Origin of the sequence: Virgibacillus flavescens (assembly GCF_050574275.1) — a bacterium.
GTDB classification, from domain to species: domain Bacteria; phylum Bacillota; class Bacilli; order Bacillales; family Amphibacillaceae; genus Virgibacillus_F; species Virgibacillus_F flavescens.
Window position 1 is genome coordinate 3,506,868 of the sequence record NZ_CP192260.1, and the last position, 20,892, is coordinate 3,527,759.

At 39.0% G+C, this 20,892-nt stretch carries 15 protein-coding genes and 1 tRNA gene; 2 read left to right on the forward strand and 14 right to left on the reverse strand.

The annotated features are described in order from the left end of the window. Positions 1–451 precede the first annotated feature (451 nt). The 4 genes from VBD025_RS17770 to VBD025_RS17785 all read right to left on the reverse strand — a co-directional run bounded on the left by VBD025_RS17770 (position 452) and on the right by VBD025_RS17785 (position 5,947). Positions 452–1,879, reverse strand: a complete 1,428-nt coding sequence (locus VBD025_RS17770; protein ID WP_430787941.1) for an aldehyde dehydrogenase family protein — start codon at positions 1,877–1,879, stop codon at positions 452–454. 115 nt (positions 1,880–1,994) lie between these two features. Continuing rightward, positions 1,995–3,179 carry a NupC/NupG family nucleoside CNT transporter gene (locus VBD025_RS17775; protein ID WP_430787943.1) on the reverse strand — a complete coding sequence of 395 codons (1,185 nt, stop codon included), beginning with the start codon at positions 3,177–3,179 and terminating at the stop codon, positions 1,995–1,997. Positions 3,180–3,394: 215 nt separating this feature from the next. After that, positions 3,395–4,684: an NCS2 family permease gene (locus VBD025_RS17780; protein WP_430787945.1), complete on the reverse strand. Its 1,290-nt coding sequence runs from the start codon at positions 4,682–4,684 to the stop codon at positions 3,395–3,397. 174 nt (positions 4,685–4,858) lie between these two features. Continuing rightward, entirely contained in the window at positions 4,859–5,947 is a 1,089-nt protein-coding gene (locus VBD025_RS17785) for a branched-chain amino acid aminotransferase (protein WP_430787947.1), read from the reverse strand. A gap of 215 nt (positions 5,948–6,162) precedes the next feature. On the opposite strand from VBD025_RS17785, the gene VBD025_RS17790 reads away from it, so the two are divergent. Further along, positions 6,163–7,608 (forward strand): carbon starvation CstA family protein, encoded by a 1,446-nt coding sequence (locus VBD025_RS17790; protein WP_430787949.1) that lies wholly within the window; start codon positions 6,163–6,165, stop codon positions 7,606–7,608. Between the two features lie 138 nt (positions 7,609–7,746). Here the strand turns inward: VBD025_RS17790 and odhB are convergent, their stop codons facing one another. The 9 genes from odhB to VBD025_RS17835 form a co-directional block, all read right to left on the reverse strand. Beyond that, positions 7,747–9,024 (reverse strand): 2-oxoglutarate dehydrogenase complex dihydrolipoyllysine-residue succinyltransferase, encoded by a 1,278-nt coding sequence (odhB, locus tag VBD025_RS17795; RefSeq protein ID WP_430787951.1) that lies wholly within the window; start codon positions 9,022–9,024, stop codon positions 7,747–7,749. Next, complete coding sequence (locus VBD025_RS17800; RefSeq protein WP_430787953.1) at positions 9,011–11,869, reverse strand: 2-oxoglutarate dehydrogenase E1 component; 2,859 nt, start codon at positions 11,867–11,869, stop codon at positions 9,011–9,013. Before VBD025_RS17800 ends, odhB begins: the two co-directional genes overlap by 14 nt. 824 nt (positions 11,870–12,693) lie before the next feature. After that, positions 12,694–13,167, reverse strand: coding sequence for a tRNA (uridine(34)/cytosine(34)/5-carboxymethylaminomethyluridine(34)-2'-O)-methyltransferase TrmL (gene trmL / locus VBD025_RS17805; RefSeq protein WP_430787955.1), 474 nt, complete (start codon positions 13,165–13,167; stop codon positions 12,694–12,696). Between the two features lie 59 nt (positions 13,168–13,226). After that, positions 13,227–14,075, reverse strand: a complete 849-nt coding sequence (locus VBD025_RS17810) for an amidase domain-containing protein (RefSeq protein ID WP_430787957.1) — start codon at positions 14,073–14,075, stop codon at positions 13,227–13,229. Between the two features lie 42 nt (positions 14,076–14,117). Beyond that, positions 14,118–14,405 carry a DUF5316 family protein gene (locus VBD025_RS17815; protein WP_430787959.1) on the reverse strand — a complete coding sequence of 96 codons (288 nt, stop codon included), beginning with the start codon at positions 14,403–14,405 and terminating at the stop codon, positions 14,118–14,120. Positions 14,406–14,449: 44 nt separating this feature from the next. Beyond that, positions 14,450–14,980 carry a methylated-DNA--[protein]-cysteine S-methyltransferase gene (locus VBD025_RS17820; RefSeq protein WP_430787961.1) on the reverse strand — a complete coding sequence of 177 codons (531 nt, stop codon included), beginning with the start codon at positions 14,978–14,980 and terminating at the stop codon, positions 14,450–14,452. Positions 14,981–14,993: 13 nt separating this feature from the next. Continuing rightward, the gene (queG, locus tag VBD025_RS17825) at positions 14,994–16,139 is read right to left on the reverse strand and encodes a tRNA epoxyqueuosine(34) reductase QueG (RefSeq protein ID WP_430787963.1); all 1,146 of its coding nucleotides are present in this window, start codon (positions 16,137–16,139) and stop codon (positions 14,994–14,996) included. 22 nt (positions 16,140–16,161) lie between these two features. Further along, positions 16,162–17,868, reverse strand: a complete 1,707-nt coding sequence (locus VBD025_RS17830; protein WP_430787965.1) for an ABC-ATPase domain-containing protein — start codon at positions 17,866–17,868, stop codon at positions 16,162–16,164. 95 nt (positions 17,869–17,963) lie between these two features. After that, positions 17,964–18,037, reverse strand: a tRNA-Gly gene (locus tag VBD025_RS17835). A gap of 160 nt (positions 18,038–18,197) precedes the next feature. On the opposite strand from VBD025_RS17835, the gene dat reads away from it, so the two are divergent. After that, on the forward strand, positions 18,198–19,073 hold the full coding sequence (dat, locus tag VBD025_RS17840; protein WP_430787967.1) for a D-amino-acid transaminase: 876 nt from the start codon (positions 18,198–18,200) through the stop codon (positions 19,071–19,073). A gap of 860 nt (positions 19,074–19,933) precedes the next feature. Here dat and VBD025_RS17845 read toward each other — a convergent pair. Continuing rightward, positions 19,934–20,890 carry an alpha/beta hydrolase gene (locus VBD025_RS17845; RefSeq protein WP_430787969.1) on the reverse strand — a complete coding sequence of 319 codons (957 nt, stop codon included), beginning with the start codon at positions 20,888–20,890 and terminating at the stop codon, positions 19,934–19,936. Positions 20,891–20,892 lie beyond the last annotated feature (2 nt).

A 20,892-nucleotide genomic window follows, 5' to 3' on the forward strand; every position in this document is an offset into this window, starting at 1 on the left:
AGTAAAAAGAAAATTCATTATTACAATTTTTGCATATTTTTGCGAACACAACAACACCTCATAGAGTCTTTTCTTTATGATATCATAAATTGAGGTAAGATATTGAATAGTTAATCTAGTTTAACTCCGATTACCTTCTTTGGCTGCTGAAACTCCGGTGGGAATAGTGCGAGCTGAAGATCTAAGCAGGAAATCGGTCTTTTAAAGGAGGGCCAACTAAACCCGTCCTTTGCGGTCAACGGTGGCATACCCCTTGCCGGGGCAAGGAAGCTGAAGCCGTGCTCACGGAAAGCGAAGTATATTCGAAGATGCGATCGCAGATTCACCTATTTCGTACCATTTTTAACTTTTTCAGTGGTTACCGCTACTCGTTGAATTCTCCCGTCGTTCCCACCGCTGAATATATTTTCTTCAAAAAAGAACAGGGTATTTCCCCTGCTCTTTGGTAAATCTATTCTTCTAAGTTTAATACAATCAATCGTTCTTCTGTCATTTCTTCTATTGAGTATTTCGGGCCTTCTTTGCCCCATCCGCTATCTTTTACTCCTCCATATGGCATTAAGTCAACTCGATATTGAGAGGAGTCGTTAATCATGAGACCGCCAACCTGCACTCGTTTTGCGGCATAAAATGCTGTATCAAGGTTCTTTGTGAAGATTCCACCTTGTAACCCGTAAGGAGATTCATTAACGTCGTCAATGCATGTATCTAAATCATTGTACGGGATTGTACACAGTACTGGCGCAAATATTTCGTCACATACAACACGCATATCCTTCTTCACGTTTGTTAATACAGTTGGATGATACAACGCTCCTTCGCGCTTTCCACCTACGAGCACTTCTGCACCGTTATCTGTAGCTTCTTTCACCCAAGTTTCTGCACGTTTTGCTTCATCCTCAGAAATCATTGGTCCAACGTCCGTGTCTTTATCGTTCGGGTCACCAATATTCAACTCTTTCATTGCTGACAATAATTTATCCTGAAAGTCTTTTTCGATTGATTCATGAACATAAACCCTCTGGACAGATATACAAACCTGACCTGCGAAAGCAAAGCTCTTTTGGGCAACATTTACTGCCGCTTTTTCAATATCCGCTTCTTTATCAACGATGACTGGAGAATTGTTACCAAGCTCAAGAATTAATTTATTTAATCCAGTATTTTGTTTTAATTTCAGACCTACTTCAGCACTTCCAGTAAATGTATATAATGAAATTCGCTTGTCTTGCTGCATTTGTTTTCCAATCACAGATCCTGAACCAGCTACAACGTTTAACAACCCGGCTGGCAGACCAGCTTCTTCAAATAATCGAGCCATTCGTAATGCCGTTGTAGGTGTAGTGCTTGCAGGTTTAAGGACTACTGCATTTCCTGCTGCAAGTGCCGGACCAATTTTATGTGCTACAAGATTTAACGGGAAATTGAACGGACTAATCGCGCCAACCACACCAACAGGCACTCGAATCGTAAATGCCATACGGTTTTCTGAACCTGGCGCCGCTTCTACTGGAACGCCATGTCCGCTGACTCGCTTTGCTTCTTCAGCAGAAATTTCAAATGTTTGTGTCGCTCGATCAACTTCCGTACGAGCTTGTTTTAATGGTTTTCCGGCTTCCATTACAATCGATTGTGCTAAATCTTCTTTGTTTTCCTGAAGCAGCTCTGAAACTCTTTTTAAAATTTTATAACGGTCATATGCACCTAGTTTATTGGACTTATATGCGCTCTGAGCACTTTCAATCGCAAGATCTACTTCTTTTTCTCCTGCTTTTGAAACGGTAGCATACGTCTTTTGTGTATATTTATTAAGTACTTCCACTTTTTCATCTGTTGTTACCCATTTTCCATTTATAAAAAGATCGAATTGTTCACTCACATTATCGCTCTCCTCTTCATTAGTTAGTCTACTATATATGTTTCCTTTTACTATTGAAGATAAACTTAACGTAAAAAAAACCGCCTATAACTAGACGGTTTTCATCACACGTTTACTATAAGAACAATCCTACTATCGTAGCTGATAGAATAGATGCTAAGGTAGCACCGATTAATAGCTTCATACCAAACCCTGATACCTGAACTGCTTTTTTACTGTCAATAGCTTTAACAGTACCAGCGATAATTCCAATAGATGAGAAGTTGGCAAAACTAGTTAAAAATACAGTGACAATACCAATCGTCTTCTCAGACATTTGTCCTAGGAGCTGTTGGAATTCTAACATTGCAACGAATTCATTCGTTACAATCTTCGTACCCATGATTCCACCAGCTTCAATTACTTCACCTGGAGCAATACCCATTAGTAATCCTATTGGAGCAAGCACATATCCTAGAAGCTGCTGTAAGGTAAAACCTGAAAACGCAATGACCCAGTTTACAAGCTCAAGAGATGCAATAAACGCTACCAGCATTGCAGCTACAATCAAAGCAATTTTACCGCCATCGAGAGCACCGTTGCCCATTGCTTCAAAGATACTCTTATCGTTCGTGACATTTTGTATATCAACGTGATCTTCCGCCTTAGGTACTTTTACAGGGGCAATCACAGATGCAATAATTAATGCACTGAACATGTTTAGTGGTAAAGCAATCAGTACATATTGATCAGGCAATATTTGTAAATAAGCACCTACAATGGAAGCTGACACTGAACCCATCGCTGACGCACTCACAATATAGAGTCTATTTTTATCTAAATGATTAAACTGTGACTTAATAGCTAATAGTGCTTCTGATTGACCGAAGAATATACTATTAACCGCGTTAAACGACTCAACCTTAGGTAATCCGGTAATTTTCGAAATGAAACCACCCAAATACTTAATGATTGGCGGAAGAATTCTTAAATAAGTTAGAACCGATAAAATAGTAGAGAAGAAGATAATAAGCAATAGCACATCGAAGAAAAAGACAGTGCCTCCATCTACACGGGCCACTCCTCCTAATATAAAGTTAATTCCTACTTTACCGAATTCAATCAATTTCTCAAAACCAGCTGAAATTCCAGTTATGATAGACTGACCAATTTCAGTCTTAAACATGATTATTGTTATCAAAACTTGTCCAACTAGCATAACCAAAATGCCACGGTAATTTATATTTTTCTTATCATTTGACATTAAAAACGCTAATCCTAGAACAACAATGATTGCTATTAGACCGAGAAGAATATCCACGGATGTAGCCTCCCTTTACACCTTAATATATTTTTTTGTAAATGCTTACAATTAGCTTTTCCACTAGTGATTTTATCAGGTTGTCAGACGTCATGCAAGGTAAATGTTTTCCAATTTATACGATTTATTACCCAAACCCTTTGTTTGTAAAATATCAAGACGCAAAAAAAGACCACAGTAGTTTTACTGTGGTCCGAATAATTCATCACTATCTATTAATGTGCGGGAAAAAAGATCATTTGCAGAATAAAAATTATTCCGAATAAGTAAAGGATCCAATGGACGTCTTTTCCTTTTCCACTAATAAGTTTAAGCAGCGGATACGTTATGAATCCAATTGAAATACCTGTAGCGATACTTGATGTCAGTGGCATCGTGAGAATTATCGCAAACGCTGGGAATGCTTCATCAAACGTTTTCCAATTAATTCGTGATAAACCTTCCATCATAAAACTACCCACAATAATTAATACTGGCGCAGTCATAGCGGGAAGATCAGCTATTGCGCCAATAATTGGCGAAAAGAATATTGAGAATGCAAACAATACCGCAACAACCAGTGAGGTTAAACCAGTCCGCCCACCTGCTGTCACACCAGCAGTAGACTCGATATAGGCAGAAGATGGACTTGTACCAAACATTGAACCTACTGTAGTAGCTGTTGCATCAGCAAGTAAGGCAGATTTAGCTCGTGGCAACTTTCCGTTCTTCATGAAGCCTGCCTGTTCCGCAACTCCAATCATAGTACCTGTTGTATCGAAAATAGTTACTAATAAGAATGCAAATACAATTGTATATAAACTATTAGCAAATACGCCGCCAATATCCATATCAAAAAACACTGGTGCTGGCGGTGCTGAAGTAAGTCCGCCAAATTCAAGCTGACCTGTAAACAAGCCGATAATTCCTGTAATAAGCATTCCGATAAATAAGGCGCCTTTAATATTTCTGGCCATTAAAATTAACGTAATGAACAATCCCGCTAACGTTAATAATGTCATTGGCTGATGCAGATCGCCAAAGGCAACCATCGTGGCTTCACTTGGCACAACAAGGCCAGACATTTTCAATCCAAGAAACGCAATAAATAAACCAATACCTGATGTAATACCAAATTTTAAGGAAGCAGGAATAGCTTCTATTAGTGTTTCACGCAGTTTCGTCAGGCTTAATAGCATAAAAATGATACCAGCAATAAATACTGTTCCCAGCACTACTTGATACGAATAACCCTGGGAGGCAACTACACTAGCAAAGTATGCATTCATTCCCATTCCTGGTGCTATAGCTATCGGATAATTCGAGAAAAATGCCATGAACAGCGTACCAACGACAGCGGATATTACAGTTGCCATAAAAACCTGTTCAAATGGTATACCAGCTGCATGAAGAATTGCTGGGTTAACCACAACAATGTAAACCATGGTAAGAAAGGTAGTTAGACCAGCAATTAGTTCTGTTCGGATATTTGTATTATTTTGTTTTAATTTAAATAGCTTTTCCATTCTTAACACCTTGCTTTCCGAATTATAAAATCAACATATTATATAATATTCGTTTTTAGGCGTTTTTGCAATAGTTTTAGAGGGATTTATCATTGGAGTTTCATGGTCCTCCCATTTTTTTGAAAAAGAAAACCCTTTGGCTATTCTGCAGCCAAAGAGTTTATATAAATAAAACTATCTCACTTTTTCCTTTTCTACTTTTTCAATCCAGTCGAATGGATCATTTTCTCTTCCATATTGAATTCCAGTCAACGTGTCATATAACCGTTTTGCTGTATCACCTGTTATTCCCTGATTAATATATAGATGTTCAGTCTTCCAGGATAATTGACCAATAGGCGAGATAACCGCGGCTGTTCCTGCGCCAAATGCTTCTTCCAGTAATCCATCCTGGTATGCCTGGTATACTTCATCCATCGATACTTTCCGCTCAGTAACTGAAATATTCCAATGCCTTAACAACTGGATTACGGAGTTTCTGGTTACCCCCTCTAAAATACTTCCAGTCAAAGCAGGTGTAATCACTTCACCATTAATTTTAAAAAATACATTCATACTGCCAACTTCTTCAATGTATTTTCTTTCAATACCGTCCAGCCATAATACTTGTGCATAACCACTGTTTGCAACCAGTTCTTGCGCTTTAAGGCTGGCTGCATAGTTCCCGCCTGTTTTTGCTTCACCGGTACCTCCTGTTACAGAACGGACAAAGGTATCTTCTACCGCAATTTTAACGGGATTGATTCCTTCTTTGTAATAGGCACCAACAGGTGACAGGATAACAATGAACTTATAATTGCGAGATGGTGCAACCCCAAGATATGGCTCGGTGGAAATGATAAATGGACGTATATAAAGAGAGGTTCCTTCAGATTCTGGAATCCATTCCTTTTCTAGAGTAACCAGTTGTTTGATTGCCTTTAGTGCAAATTCTTCATCGATAGGCGGAATGCAAAGCCGTTCATTCGACCGATTTAATCGCTTCAGATTTTTCTCTGGACGAAATAATTGGGCGTCTCCGTCTGGTGAAAGGTATGCTTTCAACCCTTCGAAAACGGATTGACCATAATGAAACACCATGGCGGAGGGGTCAATTGCAATTTGTTGGTATGGAACAATTCGAGCATCATGCCATCCATTAGGTTCTGAATAATCCATGATAAACATGTGGTCAGTAAAGTTCCTCCCAAATTGCAGCTGATCTGATTCGGGCTTCTCTTTCTGCGATGAACAATGATTTACTTGAATTGAATAATCTTTCATGTCGTCAGCCCCTTTGGTTTAAATTTTAATATTAACAATAAGTCACTTTTCACATTAACGCAAGGAGAAATTGTGATAAATTAAAAAAGATTATTAAAAATTCAGATGTAACCGTTTTATTATAATTATTTGAAATATTTTGTCAGAATTACTTGCATTTTAAAACTATTCCATATAGTATTCACTGTAATTTACTTTTGAAGGGAGGCTCAGCGATGCTTACATTTGTTGCATCCATCATATTTTTAATACTAGGATACTTTGTTTATGGAAAGGTGGTTGAACGAATTTTCGGGATAGATGATCAGCAAGAAACTCCAGCATATTCGAAAAAAGATGGATTTGACTTCATGCCAATGTCTTGGTGGAGAGCCAGTTTAATTCAGCTTTTGAATATCGCTGGGCTAGGTCCAATTTTCGGAGCATTATTAGGCGCTTTGTATGGGCCTGTTGCATTCATCTGGATCGTGATAGGTTGTATTTTTGGTGGAGCCGTACATGATTATTTCTCTGGAATGCTGTCATTAAGACATAATGGCGCACAATATCCTTACCTTGTAGGGAAATACTTAGGTAAAAGTGTTCAATCCATTATAAACGTTGTATCGATTGTTTTAATGATTCTTGTTGCCGCTGCATTTACAGCCGGTCCAGCGCAGCTAATGACTGAGATAACACCATTAAGCTTCATGGCATGTATACTTATAGTTTTTGCCTATTTGTTAATTGCAGCGGTACTCCCAATTAATAAAGTGATAGGAAAGATCTATCCGATTTTCGGAGCGATCTTGATTTTCATGGCTGTTTCTATTGGAGTTGGATTGTTCTTTTTTGATAACCCTATTCCAAACTTAACATTAAGCAATTTACATCCTGATAATTTACCTATATGGCCGTTATTAATGGTTACTATTTCTTGTGGAGCTATATCTGGATTTCATAGTACGCAGAGTCCGATTCTAGCACGTACTCTAAAAAAGGAAAGCGAAGGGCGGAAAGTATTCTTCGGTGCAATGATTGCAGAAGGTATCATCACCTTAATTTGGGCTGCTGCAGGTATGACATTTTTCGGTAGTACAGGAATCCTTCAAGAGGCGATCAACGCTGGCGGACCAGCTGGAGTAGTAAATCAAATCAGCATATCAACGCTTGGGTCTCTCGGAGGGATTCTAGCAATTCTAGGTGTTATTATTCTTCCAATCACCACTGGAGATACAGCGCTTCGATCTTCTAGAATGATGCTTGCCGACCTAATAAAGCAACTTACTAAAAAGGAATTTAAAGGAAAATGGTCACATTTATTATTAATAGTACCGGTAGCACTTCCTACATTTTTACTTACCCAAATTGATTATACCTTTCTTTGGCGATATGTTGGGTGGACCAATCAGGTTGTAGCAACTGTCATGCTTTGGACAGGTGCGATGTATCTATTAAAACATAATAAATTTCATTGGATCTGCAGCATACCCGCATTATTTATGACCGCAGTTACCAGTACTTATATTTTCTTTGCACCAGAAGGCTTTGGCTTAGCCTATTCAACCTCTATGATTATTGGAGCAGTTGTATGGCTTATTATTGTACTGTTGTTCGTGAGACAAATCATCAAGCACAAAGCGTTAAAAAATCAGCAGCATATTCAAAAAAAGGCAGGATAACGAAACTAAAAATTTTTTAAAACAAGCACACAGTGATTTTAATACTGTGTGCTTGTTTTATATTAACCTATCTATAATTTGCGAAAAGCTAAAAAAAACCGCTATACTCAGAGTTTGAGCATAGCGGTTAAATTATTATTATCCTTCTAGCAATAAATCATAAGGGTCTTCAAGCAACTGTTTAATACGTACTAAGAATTGTACTGCATCTTTTCCGTCAACAATTCTGTGATCGTATGATAATGCAAGATACATCATTGGACGAACTTCGATTGAATCATCTGGCATTACCATTGCACGTTTGATGATGTTATGCATTCCAAGGATACCAACCTGTGGTGCATTCAAGATTGGCGTAGATAGCATAGAACCAAACGTTCCTCCATTAGTGATAGTAAATGTTCCACCTTGAAGGTCGTTCATCTGCAGCTCTTTGTTTTGCGCTTTCTTACCTAGGTGCCCAATTTCACGTTCTACGCCAGCGAAATCAAGACGATCTGCATCTCTTACAACTGGTACTACTAAGCCCTCTTCTGTAGAAACTGCGATACCGATATCGTAAAACTTCTTCAATACCAGTTCGTTACCTTGTATTTCTGCATTGATGTTAGGGAATTCTTTCAATGCTCCAACTACCGCTTTCGTGAAGAATGACATAAATCCTAATTTTACATCATGTTTCTTAAGAAATGCTTCTTTACGCTGACTACGAAGCTTCATAACGGCTGTCATGTCCACTTCGTTGAAAGTAGTTAGCATTGCAGCTTCGTGTTGAACTTCTACAAGTCTTTTCGCAATCGTTTGACGGCGACGTGACATTTTCACACGTTCAACTGGTTTTTCGAATTCTGTTTTCTCTTCATTTTTAGCTTCTTTCTTAGCAGGTTTTTCTTCTTTTTTCTCAGAAGACCCTTTCGAAGCAGCGTCAACATCTTCAGGTCGGATACGACCTAAAGGATCTCTTGGACTGATTGAGTTCAAGTCTATGCCAAGCTCCCGCGCACGTTTTCTTGCAGCTGGTGATGCAACAATATCCTGATTTTTATCATCTGATTTTTCTTCTTTTTTCTCTTCAGTTTTTTCTTCTTTTTTAGGTTCTTTAGGTTCTTCAGCTTTTTCCTCTTCTTTTGGTTCTTCTTTAGGTGCTTCTTCTTTCTCAGAAGAATCACCACCAGCTTCACCATTTTCATCTACTTTCGCGATAACATCGCCGACTTCAACATCGTCACCTTCTTGACTGACGATTTCAACTAGAACACCTGCATAATCTGAGTTAACTTCCACATTTACTTTATCTGTTTCTAATTCAACTACAGGGTCACCTTTTTCGATTTTATCGCCTTTTTTTACTAACCATTCGGCAATTGTTCCTTCTGTAATTGATTCAGCAAGTTCTGGAATCTTAATTTCTTTCACTGGAATCTCCTCCTTCTATCGGTTGTATCGCTCTTTGTACTAGTTGATTTTGTTCTGTTTTATGGACATTAGGTATACCGACAGCCGGCGCAGATCTTCGTGGACGGCCAACATAGCGTAATGCCTGACCTTCTTGAAGCAGCTCTCTTAAATGATCATCAACAAAATCCCAAGCTCCCATATTCTTCGGTTCTTCTTGCACCCAAACTATTTCTTCTAAATTAGGCAGTTCGTTTAATACCTTTTCTAAATCTTTCTTTGGGAAAGGATATATTTGCTCAAGACGCAATACCCGCAACCAATCAAAGTTTTCTTCTGAGTTTAGAATAGCTTCTTCAATATCTACCATTACCTTACCACTACCAATCAACAGACGTGTAGCATTTTTCTTGCTCATCTTCAAATTAGGCTGTGAACGTAATGGCTGAAACTTTCCTTCTGTGAATTCCTTTGCTTCTGAAGCAACGCGTTGATTACGCAACAAACTTTTCGGCGTCATTAAAATAAGTGGTCTAGCTTCCTCGCGTCCGCGCATAGCTGCCTGTCGACGAATTAAATGGAAGAACTGGGCAGATGAGGTTACATTTGCAACAATCCAGTTATTCTCTGCTCCCATCTGTAAAAAGCGTTCTAGGCGCGCACTTGAGTGCTCAGGTCCCTGGCCTTCATACCCATGAGGCAGAAGCATAATCATGTTTGATTTTTCGCCCCATTTGGCACGGCTCGCAGAAATGAACTGGTCAAAGATCACCTGACCCGCATTCGCGAAATCACCGAACTGTGCTTCCCAAAGTACCAATGTATTAGGAGAATGAACGCTATATCCATACTCAAAACCTAGTACTCCAGCTTCAGAAAGTGGACTATTACGGATGTCGAACGAAGCTTTTACACCATCTAGTCCATGCATCATGCAATATTTTTCATTTGTTTCCACATCATGCAGTACAACATGACGGTGAGCGAATGTACCACGTTCAGAATCCTGTCCTGCCAGACGAATTGGTATACCATCATTTAAAATAGAAGCATATGCTAATGCCTCTCCTGCACCCCAGTCAGCTTTATTTCCTTCTTCTAAAACATTTTCACGGCGCTTCAGGATTTTTTCGAGCTTCTTAAACCCATTAAATCCTTCTGGACGGTTTAACAAGCCTTTATTTAATGCTTTTAATGTATCTAGTGGTACAGCAGTCTCAAATTGATCTAAACCGTTCTTTAATTCCTGAGGCATGCCTTGAGCTTCAACAGCTCCTGTTTCATTTTCTTTCATGCTATCGTATATCTTGCGTAATCCATCTTCAACCTGATTCGTAATCTTCTTGAATCCTTCTTCGTCTAACGTACCCTTTTCCTGCAGTACTTTTGCAAAAACATTTGCAGCAGTTGGGTGGCTGTCAATATCTTTGTAAAGCAGCGGCTGAGTTGTTCTAGGTTCATCCATTTCATTATGTCCATAACGACGGTAACCGACAAGATCTATAAGGAAATCCTTATGAAATTTTTGACGATAAGCGTATGCAATTTTAATTGCTGAAACACATGCAATCGGATCGTCAGCATTTACATGAATAATTGGAATTTCATAACCTTTTGCCAGGTCACTAGCATAGCGTGTGGAACGTCCATCTTCCTGGTTAGTAGTATATCCCACAAGATTGTTAGCAATTATATGAAGTGTTCCACCAGTATGATATCCCGGCAATCCACTTAAGTTTAACGATTCCGCAACTACACCTTCTCCAATAAAAGCAGCATCTCCATGAATAACAACAGGGAATGCCTTATTCATATCCTGCTTCGGATAGCCAGAGGATGAACGATCATCCTGTGCAGCACGTGCAAATCCTTCCACTACAGGATTTACAAACTCTAAATGTGATGGGTTATGCGCTAATGTTATGCGCGTAGTTGTTTCGTCACCATCATTTACATCTTTCGTTGCACCAAAATGGTATTTCACGTCGCCAGTCCATCCATAGTTAATACCTGTTGAACCTTCTGATGGGATTAACTCTTTATCTGGAGAATGATGGAACTCAGAAAAAATCTTGTCATATGGCTTGCCTAAAACATGAGCAAGCACACTTAATCGACCACGGTGGGCCATTCCCATCATGATGTGTTCAATTTTATCTTTAGTTGCATACTTAACAATTCGGTCAAGCATTGGAACCATTGATTCCAGACCTTCAATTGAAAAGCGCTTCTGTCCTACAAATGTTTTTTGAAGGAATCCTTCAAAACCTTCAACATGTGCGAGACGCTCTAATAGCTGTGTCTTTTCTTCATCAGAAAGAGACATACGGGCATTACCCGCTTCAATTAATTCCATCAGCCATTTCCGTTCTGCATCATTATTCACATGATCAAATTCAAAAGTGATCGTACCTGAATAATACTTTTTCAGTTTCTCAACTACATCAAAGCCGTTGTCCACACCAGCTGGCGCGTCTTCCCACAGCCATGTTGCAGGGATATTTTTTAAATCATTTTCATCTAATCCGTAAGCTTTTGGATTCACTAAATCAGTTTCACGCTGTTTCGATAGTCCAACTGGGTAAATATCCGCCTCCAAATGCCCATAACGCCGAATAGCCTCAACGAGTTTCATAGCTGAGGTTAGTTTCTTTACATTACTTATGGAAGATGTTGCTGCTTGAGCTTCACCTTTATTTGGCTGCATCCATTTAGGGGCTCCATGCTGTTCAAAAACTTCTTTTAAAGATGCATCCACACTATCCGGATCCTCTTTAAACAAGTCATATTGTTCTTCAACATACCCTATGTTTGGACCATAAAATTTTTCCCAGAATCTTATATTCGATTCTTCATTCTGTGCCACGTTTTATACCCCCATTAGAAGTTAACTTTCTCCGTTCATCGACGGCTTTTTGCATCCAGTTTTCATTATAGAACTGTCAAACGACTTCATCAACTAATATACCCTATATTACACCGATAGACAATAAGAAAAGCGTAGACGACTGTTTAGTGGCGTATAAATAGATAGGCATGTGGAATGTACGTTGAACTTTACGTACATTTCATCAGGACTATCTATTTACTAGCCACTAGGAGTCGCAGCTAGACAATAAGAAAAGCGTAGACGACTGTTTAGAAGCGGACGCATAAGTAAGGAACCGAAGAAGGCAAGGGTTTGGCATTCTAAGTGTTCATTGCTTATGACGACAGCTTCTAGGAGTCGCAGCTGGACAATAAGAAAAGCGAAGTGGGCTTGCTGAGCGACGAAAATCATAGTCAAGGGACCGAAGAGCACAGGGTCTATCGTGCTCGGAGTGTCAATTGACTATGACTCGAGTCGCTAGCCCACGTAGATAGACAATAAGAAAAGCGTAGACGACTGTTTAGTGGCGCACTATAGTTTTACATATTTTGCCCGATATTGGTTACAATTAATACACTAGCACTTCACATTCGATTAAAAATAAGCTATAATTATCACATCGAAATTATAAATTGATGATTACATATAAAAAACAAGGAGGCCACCTAGCATGACAGCGGATTTAGCCTTATTACTGGGAGTAAGTATTACGTTTATCGTTTCCTGTTTCACTGCAGGACATGATGCGAAGCCTGGCGTAAGTAAAAAAGACCAATAAAAACACCGTCATGTTATTGCATGACGGCATTTTTATGGATTTTTTAAGTCAGATTAGGAAAACCCTGTTGCCTTAATGCTTCATAGATAATAATTGCAGCTGTGTTTGACAAATTCAATGATCTTACATGATCTGTCATGTGAATTCGTAAACATTTATCTTCTTTTCCTTCTAATAAATCTTTCGGAATTCCATCTGTTTCTCTTCCAAATATGAAAAACAACTCTTCTTCTGCATTACTATAATCGTAATCACTGTAATGCTTCGTTCCAAAATTTTCAATGTAATAAAAGTCACCATTCTGATATGTATCATATAATTCGTCGATCGATTCGTATTCGCGAATATCAACATCTTTCCAATAATCAAGACCTGCTCGCTTTAGCATTTTATCATCGGTAGAAAATCCTAACGGATGAATCAAATGCAGGGTAGCGCCAGTCGCTAAGCAGGTCCTTGCTATATTACCTGTATTTGCAGGAATTTCAGGTTGAAAAAGTACTACATGTAAACTCACAATTCATTCTCCTTATAAAGTTTTAACGATATTATCTTCCTAACAGTATAAGTATATCATCACTCACCAATCCGGAAAAACTTGTACGCTATATTTGGTGTCCAAGCTGTCGAGTCCTCATATGACCAATACCGATTCTTACTATTTGTTGTATGTGCATTAACAAGCGGTTCGCCATTTGCGTCTTTTGCTACTACAATCGTGTTGTGATTCCATCTGCCATCACCTTCAAAGTCATAGCATATAACATCACCTGGAATTAGTTCTGCTGCACTTCCCATTTCCTTCCCCTTTAAACCAGACGTTGACCCGCTTAAATACCATCGTAATGAATGGGCAACTGCCCAGCTGAAACTCCAGCTAGACGCATTATACCACCATCCATTATTTCGATTAGGAGCTCCTCGCATAGGGGCTCCTCCTGCAAACAGGCATTGTGAAATATAATTTGTACAGTCCACATCAAACTTTCGATACGAAGGATTATAGCTGTTCCACCACCGGTTTGCATACTTAACAGCGGCCAGACGATCATAACTAAATCTGCTTTCTTCCGGTATCTGTTCAAAAATTTTAAGATTTTCTGTTCCGTAAGTGTCTTCTGCTTCCATAAAACTAAGTTTGGTGTGATTTCTAATAGCGTTATTCTTCAGATGAAATTGATATGGAATATATTGCTCCTCCAGATAAAACGTATTCGACTGTTTCACGAACATTTTTAAATGAAGGTTATAATATACCTGCTGCCTGTTTGATTGACGTAATTCCTGGTATAGATTGCCTTCCCCTTGAATACGTACAATTGTTGCATCCCTTTTTTTGCAAATTTCCTTTTTTCTTGCCCACCAATCAGCATAAGGCTGGTCACTTGAAAAAAACGTTTCCCAATAATCCACTAATTCCTCCATAAAAATATCCCTCCCCATATTAGTGTATGGGGCAGGGCTTGTTTAAATTGATAAAAGAATTATTCCTACGATAATAAGGGGCACAGCAATAATTCCCGATTTGAATAATATACGCTGTCGCCCTGCACGATCTTCTTTTGATTCCGTTGCCAAATTAGCCCGCATATCGCTGCCACTCACGAAAACATTTCCTGCCAGGCTGCCAATTGCAAGAAATATAATAGCAATACCAAATGATATCGAGCCAATTACTCTGGTATATTCGGTGAATAAACCTGCTAATAAAAGGATTAAAGCAAAACTGAAACTGAAAACAAATGATTTTTTCATTTGAGCAGCTCCTCTGATTTTATTTGTACTGAAAGTAAATCGATTTAAAATATTTCAAGTACTTGCTTTTCGTGTGCAAGAAGAAATTCTTTTTTATCAAGCCCACCATTATAGCCGACCATTTTCCCGCCTGAACCAATAACACGGTGACAAGGTACGATAATTGAAAAAGGATTTTTATTTACCGCCCCACCTACTGCGCGAACAGCTTTTTTGTCACCAATCTCAATAGCTATATCTCTATAAGATTTCGTTTCTCCGAATGGAATCTTATCAAACAATGCCTGCCAGACTTTCAATTGGAAAGGAGTTCCATGAAATTCAAATTCAAGCGAGAACTTTTGACTGTTTTCATTAAAATAAGCTAGTATCTCTTTCTTCGCCAGCTCTAATTTTTCAGTAGAATGTACAAATGCAACATCACCAAAATAACGCTTAATCCACTTGTTCATCTGGTCACTCCGGTCAGCTAGTTTACCGAATTCAATACGAATTAGCTTCTCTCCATTACTGATAATGGACAGGATTCCTATTGGTGTATCAAATTCATCATAGTATAGATTAGCTTTTTCCATTTCTTTACCCCTTTTATTTATATGTCTTTTTCCGCCTGAAATTCATGCCTTTTTGCATTTCATATCTAACCTGCTCATCTTCTTCTTTTTCCAAACTGCTCTCAATTGCAGCAAAGGCTTCAGGAGTACCAATTTTCCCTAGTGACCAGGCCGCTGTCCCTCGAATCACAGGTCGTGGGTCATTCATCATTACTTGAATTATTTCATCAACGGCAGTTTCATCCTTGTAATGCGCAAGTCCAATTAATGCGTTCCGTTGAAGCGGTTTTTTCCCACGCCATGAACCAGAGATATGACCGTATGTTTCTTTGAACTCACGATTGGAAATCCGAAGCATTGGTTGAAGTTTAGGTTTCGCGATTTCAGGTTCTGGTTCTGTCTCGGGGTGAATGTGAAAGTCAATTTTCTTGTTTTTCGGACACACGATCTGGCACGTGTCGCAGCCATATACACGGTTCCCTATCTTGGTACGGAATTCATCAGGCAGATAATCCTTCGTCTGAGTCAGGAATGCAATGCAGCGTTGTGCATTTAATTGCCCGCCTTGGACGATTGCTCCAGTTGGGCAAGCATCGATACATTTCGTACACTCCCCACAGCTATCGTCAACTGGGGAATCAGGTGTAAATGGAATGTTCGTAACCAACTCTCCCAAGTATACATAAGAACCAAACTCCGGTGTTATTATAGATGTGTTCTTTCCACTAAAGCCGATTCCTGCACGTTCTGCTACGGCACGATCAGATAATTCGCCAGTATCCACCATTAGTTTATCACTGACTTCTGGAACTTTTTCTTTAATAAATGCAGAGAGTTTTTCTAATCGCTCTCGTAAAATAATATGGTAATCCGTACCCCATGATGCTCTGCAAAATATACCCCGCCGTGATTCCTTCGTGCTTTTGGGTGCATTTTTCATTCTGGATGGATAGGCGATCGCTATAGAAATAATGGATTGTGCTTCTGGAAGCAATCTCTCCGGTTCTGTCCGCTCTTCTATCGAGCCTTTTTCAAAACCCGAATGATACGATAACTCTTGCTGACGCTTCAAACGCTCCTTCAGTTCACCAAAAACATCGGCAGAGGCAAAACCAATTTTATCAATTCCGATTGTTTTACTGTAATCAATTATTTCCTGTTTTAACACTTCATGATGCATAATTTTGCCTCCTTCCCTTTATTTATTGATGCTTCACTTTAAGCGTTCGTATACGATTTAATACAGCCGCGATTTCAAAAGTACGAGGACGTGCAATGTCACCAGGGTGTTGATCTGGATGTGCAGTAAATGATGCCAGTCCTTTTTCGTTCATTTGTTTCTCAATTTTTTGAAGCAGATTTTGCATGGTTTTATAATTTTTAAGTTCTTTCGTCTTATCTAAATAGAGAATGATTTCAGCTATCATTCTTGTTTGAGAAATATCAACTAATTGTTCCGTCTGCGAAAAATTTATTTCGTCTCTGCCCATTAGAATTTTGGTTAGTCCCTTGGCTTGGACTTTTGACTTTTTTCCCATATTCGTTTGCAAACTCGATTGCTGCAATTGACGATGAATAACTTTACCAAAGTCTTCTGCATTCATTGCCGCACGCTTTGTTGGATTATCCTGTACAATTTTTTTAGCGTTTTCTGTAACGTTTTTCGGAATATATTCTTCCATTATTATAACATTATCTGCTACATCGAAGTAGTCACCAGACCCGCCCATTACGATAACGGTCGAAACACTGTATTGATCACGTAATTGTTTTACTCGATCGATGAATGGCGTAATCGGTTCCTGCTTATCACTGACGAGCTGCTGCATGCGGTAATCCCGAATCATAAAATTCGTTGCACTTGTGTCTTCGTCAATTAATAAAGTAGTTGCCCCGACTTCTAAAGCTTCCATTACATTAGCTGCCTGCGATGTGCTGCCACTTGCATTTTCAGTAGTGAAGAAAGTTGTATTCTGTTGATGTGGCAAATTTGAAATAAACGATGTGATATTGACGCCGCTAATCGCGCGTCCATCTTCAGCCCGTATTTTAACAGCATTCGGATCGGTCACAACGAATTCTCGTCCATCGCCCTTAATATGGTTGTAAACACCGCGTTCAATTGCACGTAATAGTGTACTTTTACCGTGGTAGCCACCACCAACAATTAACGTTATTCCTTTTTTAATTGCCATCCCTTTTATCGGCTTCTCCTGATGCGGAATCGCTATTTCTACTTCATTTTCAGATGGGCTGTTAAATGAAACAGCCTGATTTAGTGGTTTATCGTTTATTCCACTTGAACGAGGAAGAATCGAACCGTTTGCAATAAATGCTATCCAATTATTATTCTGTAATTCTTTCCGAATAGTCTCCTGTTGATCTGCTAGTTTTGTTGCTTTTTCAATTTCCAGATCGGAGATTGAGAAAATAGAATTATCTGCAATGTTAGGGATAGCCTGCTTGAATAATTTTATAGCTTCCCCTCCATTTATTCGGCGACCATTTGCTGGCAATCCAATTGATAGGCAAATGGTAATTGTATCCTTTTCTATAGTAACAGCACTCCGCTCAATAACTTCCTGATGTGGTGCATCAAAATTGATTCGACCACTTTTTCCGGATCCCTTAATAAAAGCAGTGTTCTGATTAACCGCTTTGCCGACCTCTCTTGCGATACGGTCCTCTGCTGCTATTTTTCTTTGGTATGAAGACAGCCAGCTACTATTAATTCTGCGATTTTGTGATGGAACCTCTAATCTTATTTTTGATGGTGTAGCAAATGGATCTCCTTGTACATAATCTATAAATAAAGTGAAGTTATTAAAGAGATACTTCCCTTGGATGCTTTTGTATGCTTTGTAACTTTTACCGTCGATCGCCTTCAGATTGTTCATCAGTTTTTCCATTCTATATCCATCCTTTCTATATTGATGCGTCAAAACAATAAAAAACGCAACGCTTCGTAAGTTAGATTACGAAACACTGCGTTAAGACATATGTATGGAGCGGGTAGGGAGAATCGAACTCCCATCATCAGCTTGGAAGGCTGAGGTTTTACCACTAAACTATACCCGCAAAGTTCAACTTTTTTAATGGCACGTTTTTAAGTATAGCAATTATTTTTTTATTTATCAAGCGTTTTTATACAAATTAGTTAATGATTCTTCAAAACATTCATTTACAATGAATCATGTAAGCGATAAGATAGACATATGTTTTACGGGGAGGCGAAAAAATGGCTGTATATCCAATCATATTATCACAGAATAAGTTTACACATCGTGATAATTTAAATTATCCATTTGAAGAACGCGCTATGCAATTTGGCGATGGAATATATGAAGTTGTTCGTATTTATAAAGGTGAATTTTATCTAATCAAAGAGCACATTGACCGCTTGTTTCGCTCTGCTGAGGCTGTTAAAATCAGACTTCCTTTTACCAAAGAGGAACTAGTAAGTCTGTTAAATAATTTACTCATTAAAAATGTTGTAAAAACGGATGCAAAGCTGTATTTGCAAGTATCAAGAGGTTCTGCTCCAAGGGATCATATTTTCCCAACTGATATTGAAGCAAATGTATATGGCTATATTCAGGATCAGCCGCGCAATATTACTTTCCAACAGGAAGGTGTTAAAACTATTACGGAGCGGGATATCCGCTGGGAGTATTGTTTTATTAAAAGCTTGAATTTATTACCAAACGTGCTGGCAAAACAGACAGCAAGTGAAAAAGGCGCGTATGAAGCGATTCTGCATAAGGATGGCTTAGTCACAGAATGCAGCGCTGCAAATGTTTATCTGGTAAAGGATGGAACGGTCTATACTCATCCAGCAACGAAACAAATATTACACGGCTGTGTAAGAATGCGTATTGAGGAATTTGCTGATGAGCTAGGAATACCATTTAATGAGGCAGGCTTTTCAGTTGAGGACATTTCACTCGCTGATGAAATGTTTTTATCAAGCAGCACTTCTGAAGTATTGCCAATTGTTACGGTTGACGAAACACAAATCAATGATGGCAAGCCAGGACCTGTAACACGCAAGCTGCAACATGCGTACGAAGAGGACGCAAATATCTCACAAAATAAAGTAGAGCAAACATCATAACTCAACTTTTTGCAAGTGTTTCCGGAACTTGTTAAATGTCCCCACAACCCAATGCAGTAGTGGCACAATATCTTTATACTGCGAATTCAGTGCTCTTCACTTACTTGGCCACTGATAAAGGATTGAATGTGGTACGAAATAGGAGGATCTGCGGTCGCACCTTCGAATATACTTCGCTTTCCGCGGGCACGGCTTCAGCTTCCTCGGATAAGCAAAGACCGCTTTCCTGCGGGATCTTCAGCTCGTGCTGTTCCCGCAGGAGTCTTCGTATATTCGAAGATGCTAAGTTACGGTAGAATAATTAAAATTTATAATCCACCACTTTTTCGGTGACCAAAATAAAACTCTGCTGGGCATTTAGATTCCTGCTGTTCCCGCAGTAGACACCGCCCTCAGCTAACCAGGACTGGTAAAGCTATTTACGTCTGTGTAATTTCTCTCGACTATTACATTCTGTGAAATAGGAATAGCTATCGAATATGCACTTTTTAAATCCAAGATATCCATATTAGTCTAGAGATTGGAGCGGATGGCAGTCGACTCCTGCGGGAGGACAGGCATAGGTGAGACCCCGGAGTGCGTCAGCACGAGGAGGCTCACCAGCCGCCTGCGGAAAGCGACTGCCATCCGCGGAAATATCGTTGCTGTCATACCGCAGCTTTTCCAAAGTGGTAAGTTATTTCGCAGTTTCCATCAACTACGTCAAAGTAACTTGCAACATGTTTTAGGAAGTCAATTATCATAATTCACTCTAGTTATTCGTCATGAATATCTATGTGTGAAAGTTGAAACCATAAGTAAAAATCCCCTATTGCAGGGGATTTTTTTATTTTGAATTTGATTAGCAATGAATTGATACCTTATTCTACAAATCTATTTAAAAACTGATCAAGCTTTTCCACGTATGCTTTTTTTTCAACTACAAACCCTTCACCATGACCAGCGTTTTCAATAGTCATAATTTCGGACGGACTTGGAGTGTTTTCCTTAAGTTTATACGCCATTTTAGTAGGTACAAACGTATCCGCTTCTCCATGAAAGTATAGTATAGGGATGTCAGTCTTTTTTACCTGTTTCAATGCAGATGCCTCTTTGAAAGAGTATCCTGCCTTAATATCGGTTAAAATACTGGTGCTAGTTAAAAATGGAAATTTTGGTAAATGATACATCCGATCCATTTGATAGCCAAAGAGATTTTCAACACTGCTATAAGCGCTATCAGAAACAATAGCTTTCACATTATCCGGAAGATCTTCACCACTTGCCATCAGCATTGTTGCTGCACCCATTGAGACGCCGTGAAGTACGATTTGGTTTTCATCCCCAAGCTTTTCTACCGCGAGGTCAACCCATTTTACATAGTCCAGTCGATCATGCCAGCCAAAACCTATATAATCACCTTCGCTTTGGCCGTGACCACGCGCATCAGGCATTAATATATTATAGCCAAGTTCCTCGTAGTAATATTGTCCGTATAATCCCATATCAAGACCATTACCTAAGTATCCATGAGCCAGGATTACCGTTTTATTCGTAGGTTCTTCAGCTGGCAGAAAATACGCATTCAGTTTTAAATCATCAAACGATGTGATCTCCCATTGCTCGAAGTTCTGTTTGTTCACCCAATCATGCCAGTCTCCTTGCGTAAACACTTTCATTGCTTCAGCCGAAACTTCCAGGTCATCGTTACCTTGTAAGAAATCTTTTGTATTACGTTCAATTGCCAGATTATAGAAATAAAAACTAGCAGCAATATTTATGATTAGCAGAATACTAAGTATTCCGATTAATAGTTTTATAATCTTATTTTTCTTCACAA

What these genes read in the sequence shown, in the direction of transcription:
- VBD025_RS17780 (WP_430787945.1), bottom strand. Translation starts at nt 4,684, where the DNA reads ATGGAAAAGCTATTTAAATTAAAACAAAATAATACAAATATCCGAACA.
- VBD025_RS17785 (WP_430787947.1), bottom strand. Translation starts at nt 5,947, where the DNA reads ATGAAAGATTATTCAATTCAAGTAAATCATTGTTCATCGCAGAAAGAG.
- VBD025_RS17790 (WP_430787949.1), top strand. Translation starts at nt 6,163, where the DNA reads ATGCTTACATTTGTTGCATCCATCATATTTTTAATACTAGGATACTTT.
- VBD025_RS17810 (WP_430787957.1), bottom strand. Translation starts at nt 14,075, where the DNA reads ATGGAGGAATTAGTGGATTATTGGGAAACGTTTTTTTCAAGTGACCAG.
- VBD025_RS17815 (WP_430787959.1), bottom strand. Translation starts at nt 14,405, where the DNA reads ATGAAAAAATCATTTGTTTTCAGTTTCAGTTTTGCTTTAATCCTTTTA.
- VBD025_RS17820 (WP_430787961.1), bottom strand. Translation starts at nt 14,980, where the DNA reads ATGGAAAAAGCTAATCTATACTATGATGAATTTGATACACCAATAGGA.
- queG (WP_430787963.1), bottom strand. Translation starts at nt 16,139, where the DNA reads ATGCATCATGAAGTGTTAAAACAGGAAATAATTGATTACAGTAAAACA.
- VBD025_RS17830 (WP_430787965.1), bottom strand. Translation starts at nt 17,868, where the DNA reads ATGGAAAAACTGATGAACAATCTGAAGGCGATCGACGGTAAAAGTTAC.
- dat (WP_430787967.1), top strand. Translation starts at nt 18,198, where the DNA reads ATGGCTGTATATCCAATCATATTATCACAGAATAAGTTTACACATCGT.